Origin of the sequence: Arenibacter aquaticus (assembly GCF_003957295.1) — a bacterium.
GTDB lineage: Bacteria > Bacteroidota > Bacteroidia > Flavobacteriales > Flavobacteriaceae > Arenibacter > Arenibacter aquaticus.
This window is the reverse complement of sequence record NZ_RQPJ01000021.1, coordinates 88,185-106,123: the sequence shown is the minus strand read 5'-3', so window position 1 is coordinate 106,123 and position 17,939 is coordinate 88,185. Positions and strand designations below refer to the sequence as shown.

Annotated in this window: 16 protein-coding genes; 8 read left to right on the top strand and 8 right to left on the bottom strand. The window is 39.3% G+C overall.

Annotated elements, in window-relative coordinates:
- The 6 genes from EHW67_RS16400 to EHW67_RS16375 all read left to right on the top strand — a co-directional run bounded on the left by EHW67_RS16400 (window position 1) and on the right by EHW67_RS16375 (window position 7,629).
- Complete coding sequence (locus tag EHW67_RS16400) at window positions 1-1,218, top strand: bifunctional alpha/beta hydrolase/OsmC family protein (protein ID WP_126163476.1); 1,218 nt, start codon at window positions 1-3, stop codon at window positions 1,216-1,218.
- A 124-nt stretch (window positions 1,219-1,342) separates the two neighbouring features.
- Window positions 1,343-1,981: a YceI family protein gene (locus EHW67_RS16395; RefSeq protein WP_126163475.1), complete on the top strand. Its 639-nt coding sequence runs from the start codon at window positions 1,343-1,345 to the stop codon at window positions 1,979-1,981.
- A gap of 235 nt (window positions 1,982-2,216) precedes the next feature.
- The gene (locus tag EHW67_RS16390) at window positions 2,217-2,804 is read left to right on the top strand and encodes a superoxide dismutase family protein (RefSeq protein WP_126163474.1); all 588 of its coding nucleotides are present in this window, start codon (window positions 2,217-2,219) and stop codon (window positions 2,802-2,804) included.
- A gap of 256 nt (window positions 2,805-3,060) precedes the next feature.
- Complete coding sequence (locus EHW67_RS16385) at window positions 3,061-4,329, top strand: TolB family protein (RefSeq protein WP_126163473.1); 1,269 nt, start codon at window positions 3,061-3,063, stop codon at window positions 4,327-4,329.
- A gap of 249 nt (window positions 4,330-4,578) precedes the next feature.
- Entirely contained in the window at window positions 4,579-6,531 is a 1,953-nt protein-coding gene (locus EHW67_RS16380; protein ID WP_126163472.1) for a PorP/SprF family type IX secretion system membrane protein, read from the top strand.
- Between the two features lie 456 nt (window positions 6,532-6,987).
- Window positions 6,988-7,629, top strand: coding sequence for a response regulator transcription factor (locus EHW67_RS16375; RefSeq protein WP_126163471.1), 642 nt, complete (start codon window positions 6,988-6,990; stop codon window positions 7,627-7,629).
- Between the two features lie 225 nt (window positions 7,630-7,854).
- Here EHW67_RS16375 and EHW67_RS16370 read toward each other — a convergent pair whose 3' ends face one another.
- The 8 genes from EHW67_RS16370 to EHW67_RS16335 all read right to left on the bottom strand — a co-directional run bounded on the left by EHW67_RS16370 (window position 7,855) and on the right by EHW67_RS16335 (window position 14,977).
- Window positions 7,855-8,610, bottom strand: a complete 756-nt coding sequence (locus EHW67_RS16370; RefSeq protein ID WP_126163470.1) for a LytR/AlgR family response regulator transcription factor — start codon at window positions 8,608-8,610, stop codon at window positions 7,855-7,857.
- Window positions 8,611-8,643: 33 nt separating this feature from the next.
- A complete protein-coding gene (gene menA / locus EHW67_RS16365) occupies window positions 8,644-9,552 on the bottom strand; it encodes a 1,4-dihydroxy-2-naphthoate octaprenyltransferase (RefSeq protein WP_126163469.1) in 909 nt (302 codons plus the stop codon).
- Between the two features lies 1 nt (window position 9,553).
- A complete protein-coding gene (locus EHW67_RS16360; RefSeq protein ID WP_126163468.1) occupies window positions 9,554-10,153 on the bottom strand; it encodes an SPOR domain-containing protein in 600 nt (199 codons plus the stop codon).
- A 184-nt stretch (window positions 10,154-10,337) separates the two neighbouring features.
- The gene (locus EHW67_RS16355) at window positions 10,338-11,168 is read right to left on the bottom strand and encodes a CvfB family protein (RefSeq protein WP_126163467.1); all 831 of its coding nucleotides are present in this window, start codon (window positions 11,166-11,168) and stop codon (window positions 10,338-10,340) included.
- An 86-nt stretch (window positions 11,169-11,254) separates the two neighbouring features.
- The gene (locus EHW67_RS16350) at window positions 11,255-11,599 is read right to left on the bottom strand and encodes a DUF2853 family protein (RefSeq protein ID WP_126163466.1); all 345 of its coding nucleotides are present in this window, start codon (window positions 11,597-11,599) and stop codon (window positions 11,255-11,257) included.
- Between the two features lie 35 nt (window positions 11,600-11,634).
- On the bottom strand, window positions 11,635-13,389 hold the full coding sequence (menD, locus tag EHW67_RS16345) for a 2-succinyl-5-enolpyruvyl-6-hydroxy-3-cyclohexene-1-carboxylic-acid synthase (RefSeq protein WP_126163465.1): 1,755 nt from the start codon (window positions 13,387-13,389) through the stop codon (window positions 11,635-11,637).
- Window positions 13,390-13,443: 54 nt separating this feature from the next.
- Window positions 13,444-14,553 (bottom strand): chorismate-binding protein, encoded by a 1,110-nt coding sequence (locus tag EHW67_RS16340; RefSeq protein ID WP_126163464.1) that lies wholly within the window; start codon window positions 14,551-14,553, stop codon window positions 13,444-13,446.
- Between the two features lies 1 nt (window position 14,554).
- A complete protein-coding gene (locus tag EHW67_RS16335; protein WP_126163463.1) occupies window positions 14,555-14,977 on the bottom strand; it encodes a PaaI family thioesterase in 423 nt (140 codons plus the stop codon).
- A 70-nt stretch (window positions 14,978-15,047) separates the two neighbouring features.
- Between EHW67_RS16335 and EHW67_RS16330 the strand changes: the two genes are divergently transcribed.
- Together EHW67_RS16330 and EHW67_RS16325 are read left to right on the top strand one after the other, a co-directional pair.
- On the top strand, window positions 15,048-15,695 hold the full coding sequence (locus tag EHW67_RS16330; protein WP_126163462.1) for an alpha/beta hydrolase: 648 nt from the start codon (window positions 15,048-15,050) through the stop codon (window positions 15,693-15,695).
- Between the two features lie 381 nt (window positions 15,696-16,076).
- Window positions 16,077-17,939, top strand: a complete 1,863-nt coding sequence (locus EHW67_RS16325) for a DNA topoisomerase IV subunit B (RefSeq protein ID WP_126163461.1) — start codon at window positions 16,077-16,079, stop codon at window positions 17,937-17,939.

Genomic DNA, 17,939 nt, shown 5'->3' with positions numbered 1-17,939 from the left:
ATGGACACTCAAAAGATTGGTTTTAAGAACAGTAAAGGAGAAACACTAGTTGGTAAATTGGCATTGCCAGCAAACCGACAACCGCATAATTTTGTCTTATTTGCCCATTGCTTTACTTGTAATAAAAACTTCTCTGCAATAAGAAATATTAGTAGAGCCCTAACCTCCCAAGGTTTTGGGGTGTTGCGGTTCGATTTCACAGGGCTTGGGGAGAGCGAGGGGGAATTTGCCGAATCCAATTTTTCTGGCAACGTGGAAGATCTGGTAGACGCTGCCCAATACCTTGAGGAGCACCACAGGTCCCCTACACTTCTTATAGGTCACTCCTTGGGCGGGGCGGCCGCTATTTTGGCTTCCCAACATATTAGTTCGGTAAAAACGGTGGCCACTATAGGTTCCCCTTCATCCCCTGAACATGTAAAACATATCTTTAAAGACAATTTGGAGACCATTAAGGACAAAGGCCTTGCCGAAGTCAATATTGGAGGAAGAAGTTTTACTATTAAACAACAGTTCATAAAGGATCTAAAGTCCAATGACTTCCTGGACGGACTAAAAAGCCTGGGAAAGGCCCTCTTGATCCTTCACTCCCCACAGGATACTATCGTAGAAATAAAAAATGCAGAGGAAATCTATGTTGCTGCCTATCATCCCAAAAGCTTTGTTAGCTTGGATGGTGCAGACCATTTATTGAGCAATTCCAAAGATGCCACCTATGCAGGGGACATCATAGGAAGCTGGTCCAAGCGTTATCTGGAATTACCAAAAAATCCTTCTTTGGAAACTTCCCATCAAGTGGTAGCGAGCCTTGATGCCGAGGAAGGGTTTACCACACAAATGAAAGTGGGAAATCACTATCTCACAGCCGATGAGCCCACCTCTTATGGAGGCCAGGATTTTGGTCCATCACCTTACGAGTTGGTTTCGGCAGGCCTGTCGGCCTGCACGGCCATGACCATACAGATGTATGCCAAAAGAAAAAAATGGGATTTGGAGAATGTGGAAGTACATACCTCCTACTCCAAAACCCATGCCTCGGATTGTGAGAATTGCGAATCTCCCAAAACTAAAATAGATACCTTTCAAAGAAGCATCAAACTAACAGGAAGCCTGGATGAAACACAAATTTCAAAAATTCTGGAAATTGCCGATAAGTGTCCCGTTCACAAAACATTGCACAACACTATTGAGATAACCACCAAATTGACAGATAACTAGTACTCAATTTTACTTATTTCAATAACGGTATCGCGACATTAATAATTGATTAAATCATTACAAATAATTGTCGGGCATTCCATATTATGTTTAACTTTAGCCTTAAAATTTTAAATAGCACATTATGAGAAAAATAGCTTTTGCCTGCTTGGGCTTATTATTGGTTACAGGAGTAAGCTGTAAGAATACCAAAAAGGAAAAAGAAGGGCAAGCCGTTGAAGCTGAGGCTGCCACAGAAAAATTTAGTTTGGTACAGGATTCTACCGTTGTAAGTTTCACAGCCTACAAGACTACCGAAAAATTGCCGGTAGGTGGTAAATTCACTAAAATAAACTTTAGCAATACCCATGAAGGCAGTACGGCTATGGAGGCTTTGAAGGGTACAAAATTTAGTATTCCTGTTAGCAGTCTATTTACCAATGATGCCACGGGTACCAGGGATCCCAAAATTTTGGAATTCTTCTTTGGAGTAATGGAGAACACAGAATTTATTTCTGGTGAATTCAAAGCTACCGGAGCAGATGAATACGCTATAGAGGTCACTTTAAATGGAAGTACCCAAAGCATTCCGTTGGAATATGAAAAAACAGGGGATAACCGCTATTCCTTCACAGGGGTTATGAATTTGGAAAACTGGAATGCCCTAGAAGCTGTAGCTTCTATAAACAAAGCTTGTGAGGCACTGCATACCGGAAAGGATGGAATAAGCAAGACCTGGAGTGAAGTTGCTGTAAAAGCCGAGGTTCTCATCAAAAAGAATTAAGTCTTAGCCCGCATGGCCCATTTGGCGCCGAGCACTACCTAAATATACTACAGTGTATTAAACTGTATTCATTAAAATCCCCCTGCCAAATTTAGATCTGGCAGGGGGATTTTTTATACTACCCATTTTCTTTTTTCTTGACGCAATTCCCATTAACAATGACGCATATAGTTTAGGAGGTTGACAACGGCCCAAATAATTGATAATTTTATAATTCACCAAAAAAAACACGAATATGAAACCTATTAATATTTTGGCCCTAGCATTGCTGGCGGGCCTTTCCTTTAATTGCAAGGACGTTAAAAAGGAAGCACAAAAAGCAGGGAATGAAGTAGAACAGACAATGGAAGAATTACAGCTAGAGGTTGAAGAAAAGACCTTAGAAATTAACTTAGAACCAAAAAGTGATAGCCATGTTAAGGGAGTTGCTAGTTTTACGGAAACGAACGGCAGTGTAAGAATGGTGGCTACACTTAGCGGTCTAACACCTGGAGAGCATGCCATCCATATCCATGAAAAGGCCGATTGTTCAGCTGCCGATGGAACATCTGCAGGGGGGCATTGGAACCCTACCCATTCCCAACACGGTAAATGGGGAGCCGCCGAAGGCTATCACAGAGGGGATATTGGAAATTTTACAGCAGATGACGAAGGTAATGCCACTATAACCTTTTCTACAGATGAGTGGTGTATAGGGTGTGAAGACCCTAACAAAGATCTTATGGGAAAAAGCGTTATAGTACACCAAGGAACAGATGATTTTGTTTCCCAGCCCAGTGGAAATGCAGGGAAAAGAATAAGTTGCGCAGGTATTATTGAGTAATATACCTCAGCACACCTACTTAAAGGCTGCCATGGAGGCAGCTTTTTTTTTATTTTAAGCAGTTGTATATGAAGCGCATGGAAAACAACCAATCTAAATGGCCATAAAAGAACAAAGTATTTAATTTCCCATTGGTTTTCACCCCAAAGCAGCCATTAAATTTTCTAAAAAAAACAAAACCTATGAAATTTTAATAATAGTAAGTCACAAACATTTTAAGAACTTTGTCCACTTTAACACCCCAATATCGAGTATTATGAACAATTCCATGAATTACAAAGGGATCCTTGGATGCTTTATTATGTTATTCTGCTCATTGGCAACGGCACAGCATTCCAAGACCTACCCCGATGAAAGCTCCCAATTAGCTTCAAAAAGAATGGCATATTATGAGGAACTGCACAATATGGGCTTCAAGGACAGTGAAATTTTTCAAGATTTGGGCAATGCCAATTTTCTAGCGGGAAATTATGGTGAGGCCGTTTTTTGGTATCATAAGCTCATGGAATTACCTACAGATGAAAGTACTTCAAAAGGGTACACGGAACGTTACAACTATGCATTAAACAAAATTAAGGCTACCAACCTAGATGCTCCCTTTGAGCAAAAAGATTGGGTGGCCGAGGTTAAGGCCGATTATCAGCTAAAAAATGACCGGGAACAGCCAAGTTCCAGGCATGGAACCCAGCATAAATTCAAGGAACTGGACTTCCTACAAGAAGATAAGTCCAATACATCCCAAGCATTGACAATGGAAGACTTGGGACTGGAAGACAACTTGGGCACAGACCAACAAAAGAATTCAAAGTTTTCCTACAGTGCTCCTGTAGCAGTTACGGCAGATGGCAATACAGCCTATTTCAGTAAGGCCACCTACACTAAGCCCGTATACGGACTTTTTTCCAAAAAGCAAATAGTCCACAAAATTTTCAAGGCCAAAAAGGTAAATGGAAAATGGCATAACGTAGAAGAGGTTGCCTTGGCGCCAAACAACTCCTCCACTATTCACCCTACTATTTCGCCAGATGGTAAACGCTTATTTTTTGCTTCTGACATGCCAGGAACTTTTGGTAAATACGATATATATGTAGCAGATATAAAAAGTGACGGTTCCTTTGGAGTAGCAAAGAACTTAGGACAAAAAGTTAACACGGAGGACAATGACCTTTACCCCAAGTTTGGAGGAGGATCTTCCTTATTTTTCGCTTCCGAAGGTCGCGATGGTTTTGGTGGCTTGGACGTATATATGGTACAGGTAGACAAGAAAAAAGTAAGTCCATCTGTAAACCTGGGTAGCCCTATAAATAGCCATAAAGATGATTTCTCCATTTCCTTAATGGCAAATAGTGGTATAGCATATGTAATGTCTAACCGCGGAGACGGTACAAATAAACCCCAACAGCTAGCTTTTTCCTATTCCAATGACAGAAATAAGCGCAACTTGGACAAAAAGGACTTTAACAGCTTAGAGGCAATTCAGGAAAACTCCAATATAGACTATTCCACCTCGGTTTTTGAGGAGTAAAAAATAAGAACACTTAGGTATAAATCCACATATTTTTTAATAAAGCAAAAAACTATGATAAAATAACAGTAAGAATACACCTACATATCATTAATTTAGTGCCCTCAAAAATAATGGTCTATTTTAAGACACTTTCCTAAAGTTCTTAGGAGGTAGCTATTCAGTACATCATAGTACGACCCTACACTGTACACCTTGTATGTGTAGACATACAACCATTGCTTTATGAGATAATACTAAATCCGTTGGATGAACTGCAGTGTTGCCATATTAAAAAAGGTATTCTTCCTATCCTTGTTTTGCTGTTTATTTGGCAAAGGAGCTGCCTATGGCCAGGAGGCTAGTTCAGAATTCAACTCCAATACCTCTTACCACAACCAATTGGTATTCAACAGGTTTTTAATACACCCGGCCTATTCGTTGTTACGGGAAAATAAGAGCTATATCAATATCCTGCACAGGAACCAATATGCCACCTTTGCGGATAATGATCAGAATTACTATCTAGGCTTCAGTAACAGGTTAAATGATAGAGCAGCATTTGGTATAGGGGTCTATACCCATTGGGAAGGTGTTGTCCAGGAGTTTGGGCTAAACGCCAATTACGCCACCGCTATTCAACTCAGCGAAAACAATACATTGACATTTGGGACCAATATTACCTATTTGAATGAGGGACTGGACAAAAATCGAATAATCGCTTCGGAAAACGACCCTGAAATTCTTGACGCCCGAAAAGAAACCAAGCTATCATTGCAACCGGGCATTGCCCTTTCAATAGGCGCGTTGGATTTTGGGCTATATGCCGAAAACTTACTCAGTTATAACCAAACAACAAATAGTGTACTCACAGAATTTAGCGACAAGACCGTTAAGGCCTCCCTGCAGTACACCCATGATTTAAATGGTCGCAGAGGCATATTTTCCAATGGAAGAATTATGCCACTATTAGAGGTCCGTAGAAATGAGGACTCTGAATTCTCCCTTGCCGGATCATTTTTATTGGACCTCCCGGAATATGGCTGGCTACAATCTACTTTTGATGACAAATACGGCCTGTCCTTAGGCTTAGGGTTTAATCTAAGTAAAAGAATGTCTATAGGATATGTCTTTGAAAAGAACTTCATGGAATATGGTGCTAGTCTGGGGTGGAACCATGAGCTTTCCTTGGCCTACACTTTTCGCAACAATAACAATAATAATAACTCCCAAACGTATAAGCCCAACCCCCCCAAAACAAAATTTACAAGAGCGGTTAGGAACAAACGCAAAAAAGAGGAAGACAATAAAATTGACAGAATCACCAGAAATTATGAGGAACAGATCTTAAAACTTACACAAGAGCTAAAAAGTAGGGATGATTCCTCAAAAAATGCCGTTGTACAAAGTAACCTGCAACTATACCAAGACAAGCCTAAAACGGGCTCTGGCGGTGAAATGTTTAGGCTAAAAGAGGAAGAAAACGAAAACTGTGAATGTCAAAACTCCCTGGCCTACGAAAATAGAAAACTACTTAATGGGTTGGTACGCACACAGAAGACCAATGAACAAACGGTTAGGGTAATAATAGACCACAACAGCAATGATGCAGTGGTAAAATCCCATGTTGATCAAAATGATTGTCAAACCATCGCCTATCAAAACCGCTTAATATTGGACGAATTGATCTTAAGGCAAGACTCTGTGGAAACTGCCCAAAACAAAGAGTTTGACAAACGATTTAATATGCTTGTTGGCATTATAAAAAGCGAGATCAAGCAAAACCTTAAATCACATTTCCAAGATTCAAACGATGCGGATTTTGAAACTGCCCTTGCCGCGGTAGAAAAGAAAACCATCTATAGCATAAACAATGCCCGGACAGTAAAATACGAAAAGTTACCCATAAAAATGGAACAACAATCGGACCTGATTGGTGTAAAATCAGGTTACTATATAATTGCCAATGTCTACAAGAACAAAGAAAATGTAGACTCGTTTATAGATGAATTAAAACAACAGGGATTAGAGGCCCATCAATTCTATAATAAGATCAACGGGCTGTATTACGTTTATTTGGCAGACTACAACAAAAAAAATGATGCCGAAATGGCCTATTCTTCCAATTTGGAAGGCAAATACCAAAAAGACAAGTGGATCATGAAAGTGTACCGATCCTCTGCTACCGCCGATAATCTATACGAAGACGGGGACGAATTTTAGAATACTTCTAAGTAATTTGTTTCGCATATCACAATCCAAAAAAGCTAGAAGCCCTAGGGCTTAATTGGACTCTTTTACCTATAATTTCAATACCCCCCCTTATTGGCCAAAACGTAACAAAACACCCAAAATAAACAAATTAGCCCCAAAATCTTGCAACCAAGAATAGCATCAAAATTACCAATAGTCAACTGATAATTAAATATTTATATTAAAAAATCGACAAATTCCCAATAATAAAATTTTGTAGGAAAATACATCGAAAAAATATTTGTTTTAGAAATATATTATTTATATTTACACTTTTGTTAACATAATTTTAAGTTTTTATAAAGCGGTTTAAATCTCAAGGGTTGCCCAATATAAAATTATGTTCATAGTAAAAACAATTTAATATTAACTAAAATTCATACCCTTTGAAAAATTAATTATTAGTTCACCCCAAATTCCCAAATCATGAAACCTACACCCTTAAAAATTATTGTAATAGACCATGACCTGACTTTTCATGAAGCCTACAAGAATTATTTTGAAACCTATAGGGACTACTCCCTAATGGGTATTTACGGCTCTATACAGGAAGCCTTAAAAGATTACGACAAAACCCAGCCAGACATTATTGTATCCGAAGTATCCATGCCAGATGGCTGTGGCATTGAGGGCATTAGTCTTTTTAGAAAAAAAGATGCCCAGGTAAAAATCATTATGCTAAGTGCCCAAAGTGATTTGGATATCGTAAAAAAGGCTTTTAAGAATATGGCCGATGGCTACCTTACCAAACCGGTAAACAAAAATAGTTTGTTTCACGCCTTAAATTCAATAAAATATGAAGGCGCAACGATTAGCAATGATATCGCCAAGAAAATAATATCCCTGTTCCAACCCAAAAGCTATGCTTCTTTTTCGGAAAGGGAGAATCAGATAATTGAATATTTGAGTCAAGGCGCAACCTATAAGACTATTGCCAACAACCTATTTGTAACCCCTAGTACGGTAAATTTTCATATTCAGAATATATATCTGAAATTGAATGTGAATTCCAAATCGGAGGCCCTTAAAAAATTAAGGGAAATGGAACAGTCGGTTGCAGTTGCATAAGCCCTATATACCTGTTCCTGCAACCTTTATTGGAAACCCGCTATATTCCTACCGGAATACAAAGTGGTTGCTTTACAGTATTACTTGGTCCATGCTTTTCTTCAAAACAGTCTAGCGTAATGATGGATAGATAATTCTCTGTACTATATTCCTTCACGGGAGCGGTGCGCTATATTGCAAAAAAAGGTGCCCTAGGGCACCTCTATACGATATAATTACGGGCTATTATGAATTCATAGCCGATATAATAAATTCCTTAAATTCTTTGGAAATAGGAATCAAGGTATTGTTTATTAGAATATCCTTGGAATTAATAGCATCAATGTGATCTACATTCACAATGTAAGACTTGTGGGCCCTATAGAATTTCTGTTGGGGCAATTTCTCTAAATAATCTTTGAGCGGAGAACGTACCAAAAACTTTTTGTCTACGGTGTTTACTTCCAAGTAAACATTATCTGCCTTTATAAATTGTATATCCCCAAATTGGATTCTGTAGTACAGATGTTGTTTTTTAACAAATATAGAGTCTTTCAAGACCTTGTTGGACATTAATTTGTCGTCTTCAGCTTCCTGACTTTCTGCAGCTGCGTTATTCTTTATGGCCGTAAAATTGGATAAGGCAATTTCTATAGAGGTATAAAGATCCTGCTGTTCAAAAGGCTTTACCAAATAGCCATTTGGCTTTACGGTCTTAGCATTTTCCACAGTTGCCCGATCCGAGTTGGAGGTAACAAATATAAAGGGGATGTTATAATTTTCCCGTATATGCTTGCCTAGGTCTATACCCGTTTTATCCGAAGCTAAAATAATATCGATCAACACTAGGTCAACCTCCTTATTTTTTAATACTTCCACTGCCTGTTCGTAGACAATTACATTGTCTACAATCTCGTAGCCGATTTCTTCCAACATCGATTGCATGTCATCTGCAATAATAACGTTGTCCTCGACAATAAGAATTCTAATTGGTTGTTCCAAAGTTGTGTTATTTGAGAGGTTATAACCTCAAAATTACAAAAAATTATTATAACTAAAATAAAAGAGAATTGCCATCAAAAAGGTACTTAGGGCCAATTTTTTTAATTGGGGATCCAAGAGAACCGTGTTTTTTTGGTTCATGGTGGCATTTAGATGCATAAAAATAGGTACAAATGCCAATAAATGTAGGGTGTTTATCCAATTGTTAAAATGCAGAAGGGTAAAGGACAGCATACATAAACAACTCAACAGAATAAGAATTATGTGATACTTTTTACCATTGTTGACCCCCATTTTAACAATCAGGGTATTTTTATTGGAAAGTTTATCGGATTCAAAATCCCTTAAATTATTTAAATTTAAAACAGCTGTACTCAGTAGGCCAATAGCAGTGGCAGGTAAGAAAGCATAGGGGAACAGTTCTTTCGTATATAGGAACATTGAGCCCATTACCCCTACCAAACCAAAGAACAGGAATACAAATACATCACCTAGCCCTCTATACCCGTATGCAGACGACCCCACGGTGTATCGTATAGCCGCCCAAATACTTAGTATTCCCAAACCTCCAAAAATTAAGGTAAACAGCAAATACTCTGTCCCAAAAGAGCGGTACAATAGCCAAATGACCAACAAAGCAGCGATAAGGATACAAATGATGATTCCGTTTTTAAGCTCTTTCCCACTAAGTAGTCCGCTTTGGTAGGCACGTTGGGGCCCTACCCTATTGTTATTGTCGGTTCCCTTTACCCCATCGCCATAGTCATTGGCGAAATTGGAAGTAACCTGAAAGACTATGGTAGTAAGAAGTGCCAATATAAAAATATCCCATTGAAACATACCGTACATACCTGCCAAGGCAGTACCAACTATAATTCCGGACAATGATAAGGGAAGCGTCCTTAAACGGGCCGCATTGATCCAAGCTTTAATTTTAGGCAAACTAGTAAGGGTCTTCTATTTCTATGCGTTTTCCTTCTTTGTATGAGGCTACAAAGGCATCCTCAAATCCCATTTTCACCAATTGATACCTGAAGGACCTAGCTTCTTCCAAGGTTTCAAAATTACCCAACGAATAAGAGTAGAATGGGTTGGTCTTCGCAAAAATAGTATTACTTAAGGATTCGGATGCTAGGGTTATATTATTATCCACAAAGGACTTTACCTGTACGGAATATATTTTTTCCTTGTCCAAGAACTTTTTAGCCAAATAGAATTCCTTTACCAAGCTAAGCTCTTCGTTTTGTTCTTTAAGGTTATCTATTCTAGCTTTTATTACCTCCAAACTATCAATGGACACTAATAGATTGTTTCTGTTTTCGTAATTGGAGGACCTTATGAATCCGGCATTATAGGAAAAAACTGCCAAAGTACCTATTAAAAAAAGTACCGTTACAATACCAAAAAGGTTACGTTGTATCTTACTGCGTTTTAATTCCTTATTCTTATACTTTATCTGATCTAATAGACGCTCATTTATAATTTGAGCCTTGTCTATATCCTTATGCAATTCCAATAAATCACTTTCTTCTATGAACGGCATAGTAATACTGGTTTTAGGGGTGAATTTTTAAATTTAACGAAAAAACAATGACCAGCTCGCTTTTTCATTCCACTTGTTGTAAAAGTAATGGATTTTGTTGCAAAACAACAAATATTTTGAGAATAAGATTCACAATCAACTGATTTCCCCGTTCTTATCGGTCATCAATTAAACCAGACAATGACTAAACCAATCGAATTCCATCGGTTCCAATTTCTATTTTACGTTCCCGATATAAGGTGCCAATTCCTTTCTTGAACATTTTTTTACTCATCTGCAACATGGCTTTAATATCCTCTGGGTCCGACTTATCATGTAGGGGCAAGCTCCCTCCGTTGGAAACCAACTTCTGATAAATAAGACTGGCGGTGGGTTCCAGACTATCGGTTCCTATTGGCTGTAGACTAATATCTATCTTATTGTCGGGTCTGATACTTTTAACATAACCAGTTAGCATATCGCCTATGGCCACTTTCCTAAATACTTGGTTGGAGTAGACCAGTCCTTTGTGTTTATTGTTAATGACCACTTCCCAGCCCAAATCGGTCAGTCTTGTCACTACTAGGTCTACCTTGTCCAGTTCCCCTATTGTTAGCGTATCATTGGACAAAAATTTATCCAATTTATTGGACGCCACCAACCTATCTGTTTTTTCATCCAGGTAGCAGTACACCACATACCATTGTCCCTCCTGCATTTTATTGCGTTGTTCGCGAAAAGGCACCAACAAGTGTTTTTCCAGGCCCCAGTCCATAAACGCACCGTATTCGTTAACTTCGGCCACTTGTAGTAACCTAAACTGATCTACCATAACATAGGGCTCTAAAGTGGTGGCCACTACACGCTCCTCATGGTCCAAATAGCAGAAAACATCAATAAAATCCCCAATTTCAAATTCCTCTGGGACATACTTATTGGGCAATAATACATCATTGCCTTCTTCATCACCCAAAAAGAGACCCACGCTGGTGTCTCGCAATATTTCTAAATTATTGTATTTTCCTAGTGCTATCATGGGGCAAAAATACACTTAAAAAGAATCCCAATAAAAAAAAGCCGCTCTTTTTAAAGAGCGGCAGTATATATTGAGTAATGCAGATTCTATTTGTTATAGACCGATTCTTTATTAAAGTGCTTGGCCAACATATAATATACTACCGCCCTGTGCTTACTTTTTACAGAGCTTCCGTATTTATCGGCTACACTTTTTATGGCTTCCATTAATTCTGGGCCGTCACTTAAACCTAATTTCTTGATCAGGAAGTTCTTTTTTACCGTTTCCAGTTCCTTGTCGTCCGAACCAGAGACTTTTGATGCATCCATATTGTAAATTGATGGTCCCAAACCAACTGTTACCTTGGTCAATAAATCCATATCGGGGGTCTCCCCAAATTTCTCCTTTATGTCTGCTGCATACTTTTCAATTAATTCGTCTCTTTTACTCATAATTTTTATTGTTCTTAATGATTAGATTTATTTCCCTAAGATATAAAATCAAAATAACTAAGCAAAATTTTATCATTCATTAACCTAGGAGTTTTGACCTCTAGGATTTTAGGTCTTTCGGAGGCTTTATAAAATTGCAGTAATGTGTCTTCCAGTTCATCTTTTTCTGCAACCTCTTCAAAATCGAAACCGTATAATTCTGCCAATGATTTCAAATTTAAACTATGGGTGGTTTCAAAATAGGTATTAAAATTATGGGTTTCCTCTTTTCCAGGTAAAATCCTAAATATTCCTCCTCCGTCATTGTTTATAACGATAATCCTAAAATCGGGTCTTATGTAATTGTTCCACATGCCATTGCTATCATACAGAAAACTCAGATCTCCGGTTACCAATAAAGTAGGTGTCTTATAATAAACCGATGCACCGATGGCTGTTGACGTACTCCCATCTATACCACTGGTGCCACGGTTGCAAAAAACCCCTATAGAAGGATCTATATCAAAAAGTTGGGCATATCGCACCGTTGAACTATTTCCCAGCTGCAATTGGAAATTTTTAGGAATGCTCTTCAATATGTGTCCCAACGCCCATAGATCTGTAAAAGGTATCTCCCCCAGATAACGTTCTCTCTGCAATCTATAATGCTCTCTTTTAGCGGCCCAAAAAGCCTTATAACCACTCTCAACAACAGTAGTCCTATCCAAAAACTCTTTGAAAAAATCGTTGGGATCGGACTTAAAATGTTTACTAAGGCAAAAAAAGGTGTCATACGCCCTTCTTTTGTCAACATGCCAATGCGCCACGGGAGCGTATGCCCGTAAAAAGGCCTTGATCTTTTTAGATACAACAAGCCCCCCAAAGGTCAAGACCACCTCTGGTTGCAACAACCCAAACAACTCCTCCCTATTCCCTGCTTTTTCAATAGGAGCCAGTATACTGTCTATATTAGGAAAAAAATTAGTATTGGATAAGTTAGAAGTGCATTCTGTAAATACTACAATTGAAGGGTCTGCCGCTAAAATATCCAGAAATTCCCTTTCTATTGTATTGGGCGGAAGAACCCCCACCAAGATCATTTTCCGCTTGGCTTGTTTCCAGATATTTTTATACTCCTCCCAGGCCGATGGCGCTGGCTTATCCCTCTCTTCCAAAAAATGGATTTGCGGTACAACACTTGGCTCATCCGCTGTTTGATAAAGAGGTTCCTCAAAAGGAATATTAATATGTACGGGGCAATTATCCATAAAGGCCATGTTTAAGGCCTTGTCCAATACTGCATCATTGAATTGTTGCACTTGTGCCTGTGCTTGCCCCACACTAAGTCCAGCCAATTGATCTGGATCATAGCGCATTAAACTTTCTGTTGCATGAACCACATCCTGCTTCAGATTTGCAGAATAGCCAATATGCTTTTCAAACACATTCTCCTGTCTAATAGTCTGTCCGTCTCCAATATCCACTTTATAGCATGGTCTATCCGCTGAAATAACAACTAGTGGCAGGTCACTATAAAAAGCCTCTGAAATGGCAGGGTAATAGTTTAACAAAGCACTGCCCGAAGTACACAAAACAGCAGTAGGCTTCCTAAGTTGCTGAGCCATTCCCAAGGCAAAAAAGGCTGCGCAACGCTCATCTACAATACTGTAGCAATTAAAAAACGGATCTTCGGAAAACCCTATGGTCAACGGGGCGTTTCTTGAACCCGGAGAAATAATTATATTGCTTATACCTCTGGCTTTACAATGGTCAACAACAGACTGTGCGGCGGGAATACTTGAATATTTCATTGGAACAAAAATACAACTACGCCAATTCTAAATCCAAAACAATTCTCCATTAGTTTACCTACAAAGTATATTTAACATAGTCCTACTCTTGGCCTTGGTCTCCTCCCATTCGTTCTCTGGGACAGACCTACTGGTGATTCCCCCTCCTACGTAGATTTTAGCCCGCTCATCCACCAATTGCATACATCTTAAATTCACATACAACGACGTTTTCTTCTTTATGGTCCTATATGCCCTGTTTTCCTGGTTCCTTCTCGTTGTAGGTCTTTGCACCTCTTCCTTAAAATTTAATTCTCCCAAAAACCCGGTATAAAATTGCCGATCATAACCCTCATGGTTTAAAATAAACTCTTTTGCTCCTTCTTTGGGCACTCCACATACCGCAGGTGTTGGATGCAGGGCATTTATAATATCGGCTAAACCGAATTTTCCCATATTTCCGGTAACGGTAGATTTAATATGCCAGAGGTTTCCCGCCTTAGTGGATTTGGCCTCTGAAACCTCCATTGACGCCACTTTGCCCGATAGTGATTCACGGATAAATTTGGTTACCATCTCCTGTTCCTCCAGCTCCTTTATTTCCCACTTAGGGGCTACTCCATCCCTATAAAGCTGGGTACCGGCCAAAGACATGGTCCTAAAACGATGGTTTTCCATTTCTAGAAAAATTTCAGGAGTTGCCCCCAACCATAGTCCAACTTTAGGATGAAACCAAATATAACAAAAGGCAGTTGGGTATAGACTTAGCAATTCCTTGAACAAAGCAAGGGGTTTCTTTGGGGCTTCCACTTCCAAAACACGGGACAGGACCACTTTTTCCAATTTCCCCGAGGCTATGTCCGTTATTCCCTTATTTATAGCAGCTAGGTAATTCTCCCTTTCCAATCCCTTATCCCCACCATTGGGAACAACTGGAGTTAAACTTATAGATCCCTCATCTAAATCACTTTGAAAAATCTCATGACTTTTTATCAGGACAGCCGGATCCCTAGAGTCAAAAGGGGCAAAAACAAACCCACTTTCCAAATAATCTTCCACATAATGCAAATCGGAATTATTCTGCAAAACCACCCGAACCGCCTTTTCATTGGGTTTCCGATAAGCCACTACCGGTAGACTATTGGACAACTGCCGGTCTACCCGGTCCAAAATACTTACAGACATACTATTTTCTAGGTAAGGATATGGTAGTTAGTTTACAAATAGATATTAGGTTGGCATCGGAATCGGTCACCTTAATATCCCATAGCTGGGTAGTTCTACCCTTATGGACTATTTCTGCCCTTGCAAATACCTCTCCCTCACGAACACTTTTGACATGATTGGCCGAGATTTCCAATCCACGAACAAAAAACTTCTTTGAATCCAAAAATATATACGAAGCAGCGCTTCCCACACTTTCTGCCAATGCTACCGTTGCCCCACCGTGCAAAACACCATCAGGCTGATAAACCTGGGGAGCAACAGGCATTTTTCCCACCAAATAATTCTCGCCAACATCCACATATTCTATTCCCAAGGTCTCCATGAGCGTTCCTTTATTGGCTTCATTGCAAATTCTCAGTATTTTTTCTTTGTATTCGTTCATCAAATATTTTTTTGTAAAATTAAGCATTCAAAATACAACTATTGCCTTACTTTATATCCAAACAGTTCTTATGGCCACCAAAGAAAAGCAAATTTCATACAGCAGCACCAATACCTACCTATGCTTAAATTCAGTAAATGAAAAAACCGAATATGTTTGGATAGTCCTGCACGGAATAGGGTATTTGAGCAGATATTTTTTAAAATATTTTAACCAGCTTCCCAAAGAAAAACATTATGTTATTGCACCACAAGCCCCATCCAAATACTATTTGGACAACAAGTTTAAACACGTAGGTGCAAGTTGGCTTACCAAGGAAAAGAGAGAAATGGAAACAAAAAACGTATTGAGTTACCTAAACAGGATCTATACGGAAGAAAACATTCCCGATCATTGCCAGCTCATTGTCCTTGGATTCTCCCAAGGGGTATCTATTGCCACCAGATGGGTGGCCAAAAACAAAATACCCTGCCACCAGCTGGTACTTTATGCCGGCGGCATTCCCGAGGAACTTACCCCTGGCGATTTTAATTTTAAGGCCTTCCAACATTCCCAAGTTAAAATTATAGTAGGCGATCAGGACAATTTCCTTACCACAGAAAAGCTAGAACATGAACTATCCAAAGCCGATTTGCTATTCAAGGGCAAGGCCAAGCTTATAAAATTTCAAGGAGGCCATGAAGTAAAAAAAGCAATTATAAACAGACTTGCTCCTTAAACAGCCTACCCCCCATTATTTTATAACATAACCATCTTTAATCCCCGTCCCTTAGTTAAAGGCTCTCTAGCAATTAAGGCGTTGCATTGAACGGGGGCTTAACAAGTTCACGGTTGGACTTTTAGTCGCTTGTTTCCACCAACTACTAAAAAAGACACTACTTTTTTGACGATCGGTCTTTTTTTGGTATCTTTCCCAATACGCATCCGGTAATAATAGCTGTGATGTTCTTGATTATGGTTGAAACCTTTAGCTTTCCCAAAAACAAAGCCTTTACTATCAACAAATCATTGCCCCTTTGTTAATTACTTTAACACTTAAGGGTTTCATCTTTTTACAACACTTCCTATATTAGCAACACTTTGAAAAAAGCCCTATATCATGTCAGATAACACCCAATATACAGAAGACAACATACGCTCATTAGACTGGAAGGAGCATATTAGAATGCGCCCGGGAATGTACATTGGCAAGCTGGGTGATGGTTCTTCTGCAGATGACGGTATTTATATACTTTTAAAAGAGGTTATAGACAACTGCATTGATGAGTTTGTTATGGGTGCTGGAAAAACTATTGAAATTGTCATAAGGGACAACACCGTTAATGTTAGGGATTACGGTCGGGGAATTCCTTTGGGAAAAGTGGTCGATGTAGTTTCCAAAATGAATACGGGGGGCAAATATGATTCCCGTGCGTTTAAAAAATCTGTAGGGCTTAATGGTGTTGGTACCAAGGCCGTCAACGCCCTGTCCAGTTTTTTTAAGGTAGAATCCTCCCGTGAAAGCAAACTAAAAATAGCAGAATTTCATCAAGGTAATCTGGTGGCGGAAACTGGCCCCGAGGATACCTCCAAGAGAAAAGGGACCAAAGTATCCTTCACCCCTGATGAAATCATATTTAAAAATTACAAATACAGGAATGAGTATGTAGAACGTATGCTCAAAAACTACGTTTACCTCAATCCAGGCCTAACAATTGTCTACAACGGTGAAAAATTTCACTCCGCCAATGGCCTCAAAGACCTACTGGAAGACAACAACAGTATGGAGGATATGGCCTACCCCATAATCCATTTAAAGGGAGACGATATTGAAATTGCCCTCACCCATAGCAAGACACAATACAGCGAAGAATACCATTCCTTTGTAAACGGACAGAATACTACTCAGGGCGGTACGCACCAATCTGCCTTCAGGGAGGCCATTGTAAGGACCGTACGAGATTTTTATGGAAAGAATTACGATCCCTCGGATATTAGAAAATCTATCATATCCGCAATTGCCATAAAGGTCATGGAACCCGTCTTTGAAAGTCAGACCAAAACCAAACTGGGGTCCACGGATATGGGTGGCGATTTACCTACCGTAAGGACCTACGTAAATGATTTTGTAGGCAAACATCTGGACAATTACCTACATAAAAACCCAGAAACCGCAGAAAAGCTACAGCGGAAAATAATGCAGGCCGAACGGGAGCGCAAAGAGCTTTCGGGAATTAGAAAACTAGCCAAGGACAGAGCAAAAAAGGCGAGTCTCCACAATAAAAAACTAAGGGATTGTAGAGTACACTTGGCTGATTCCAAGAACTCCAGATGCCTAGAAAGCACCTTGTTTATCACGGAGGGTGATTCGGCATCCGGATCCATAACCAAATCCAGGGATGTAAACACCCAGGCCGTTTTCAGCTTAAGGGGAAAACCCCTTAACTCCTACGGGATGTCCAAAAAAATTGTTTATGAAAATGAGGAATTCAACCTATTACAGGCCGCTTTAAACATAGAGGACTCTATGGAAGACCTAAGGTACAACAAAATCGTAATAGCCACTGATGCCGATGTGGACGGTATGCACATACGCTTGCTGTTGATTACGTTTTTCCTGCAATTCTTCCCTGAGTTAATAAAAGAAAACCACCTCTACATTCTGCAGACCCCACTGTTCCGGGTCCGTAACAAAAAGGAGACTATTTATTGTTACAGTCCGGAAGAAAAGGCACAGGCCATAGATAAATTAAGTGGAAAACCAGAAATAACCCGATTTAAAGGACTTGGAGAAATTTCCCCAGATGAGTTTAAACATTTTATTGGTGAAGACATTAGATTAGAGCCGGTAATGCTGGACAAAGCAATGTCCATTGAAAACCTGCTTGAATTTTACATGGGCAAAAACACCCCCAACAGGCAAGAATTCATTATTAATAACCTTAAAGTAGAGGTTGACCTAGTTGAAGAAAACCAAATATAA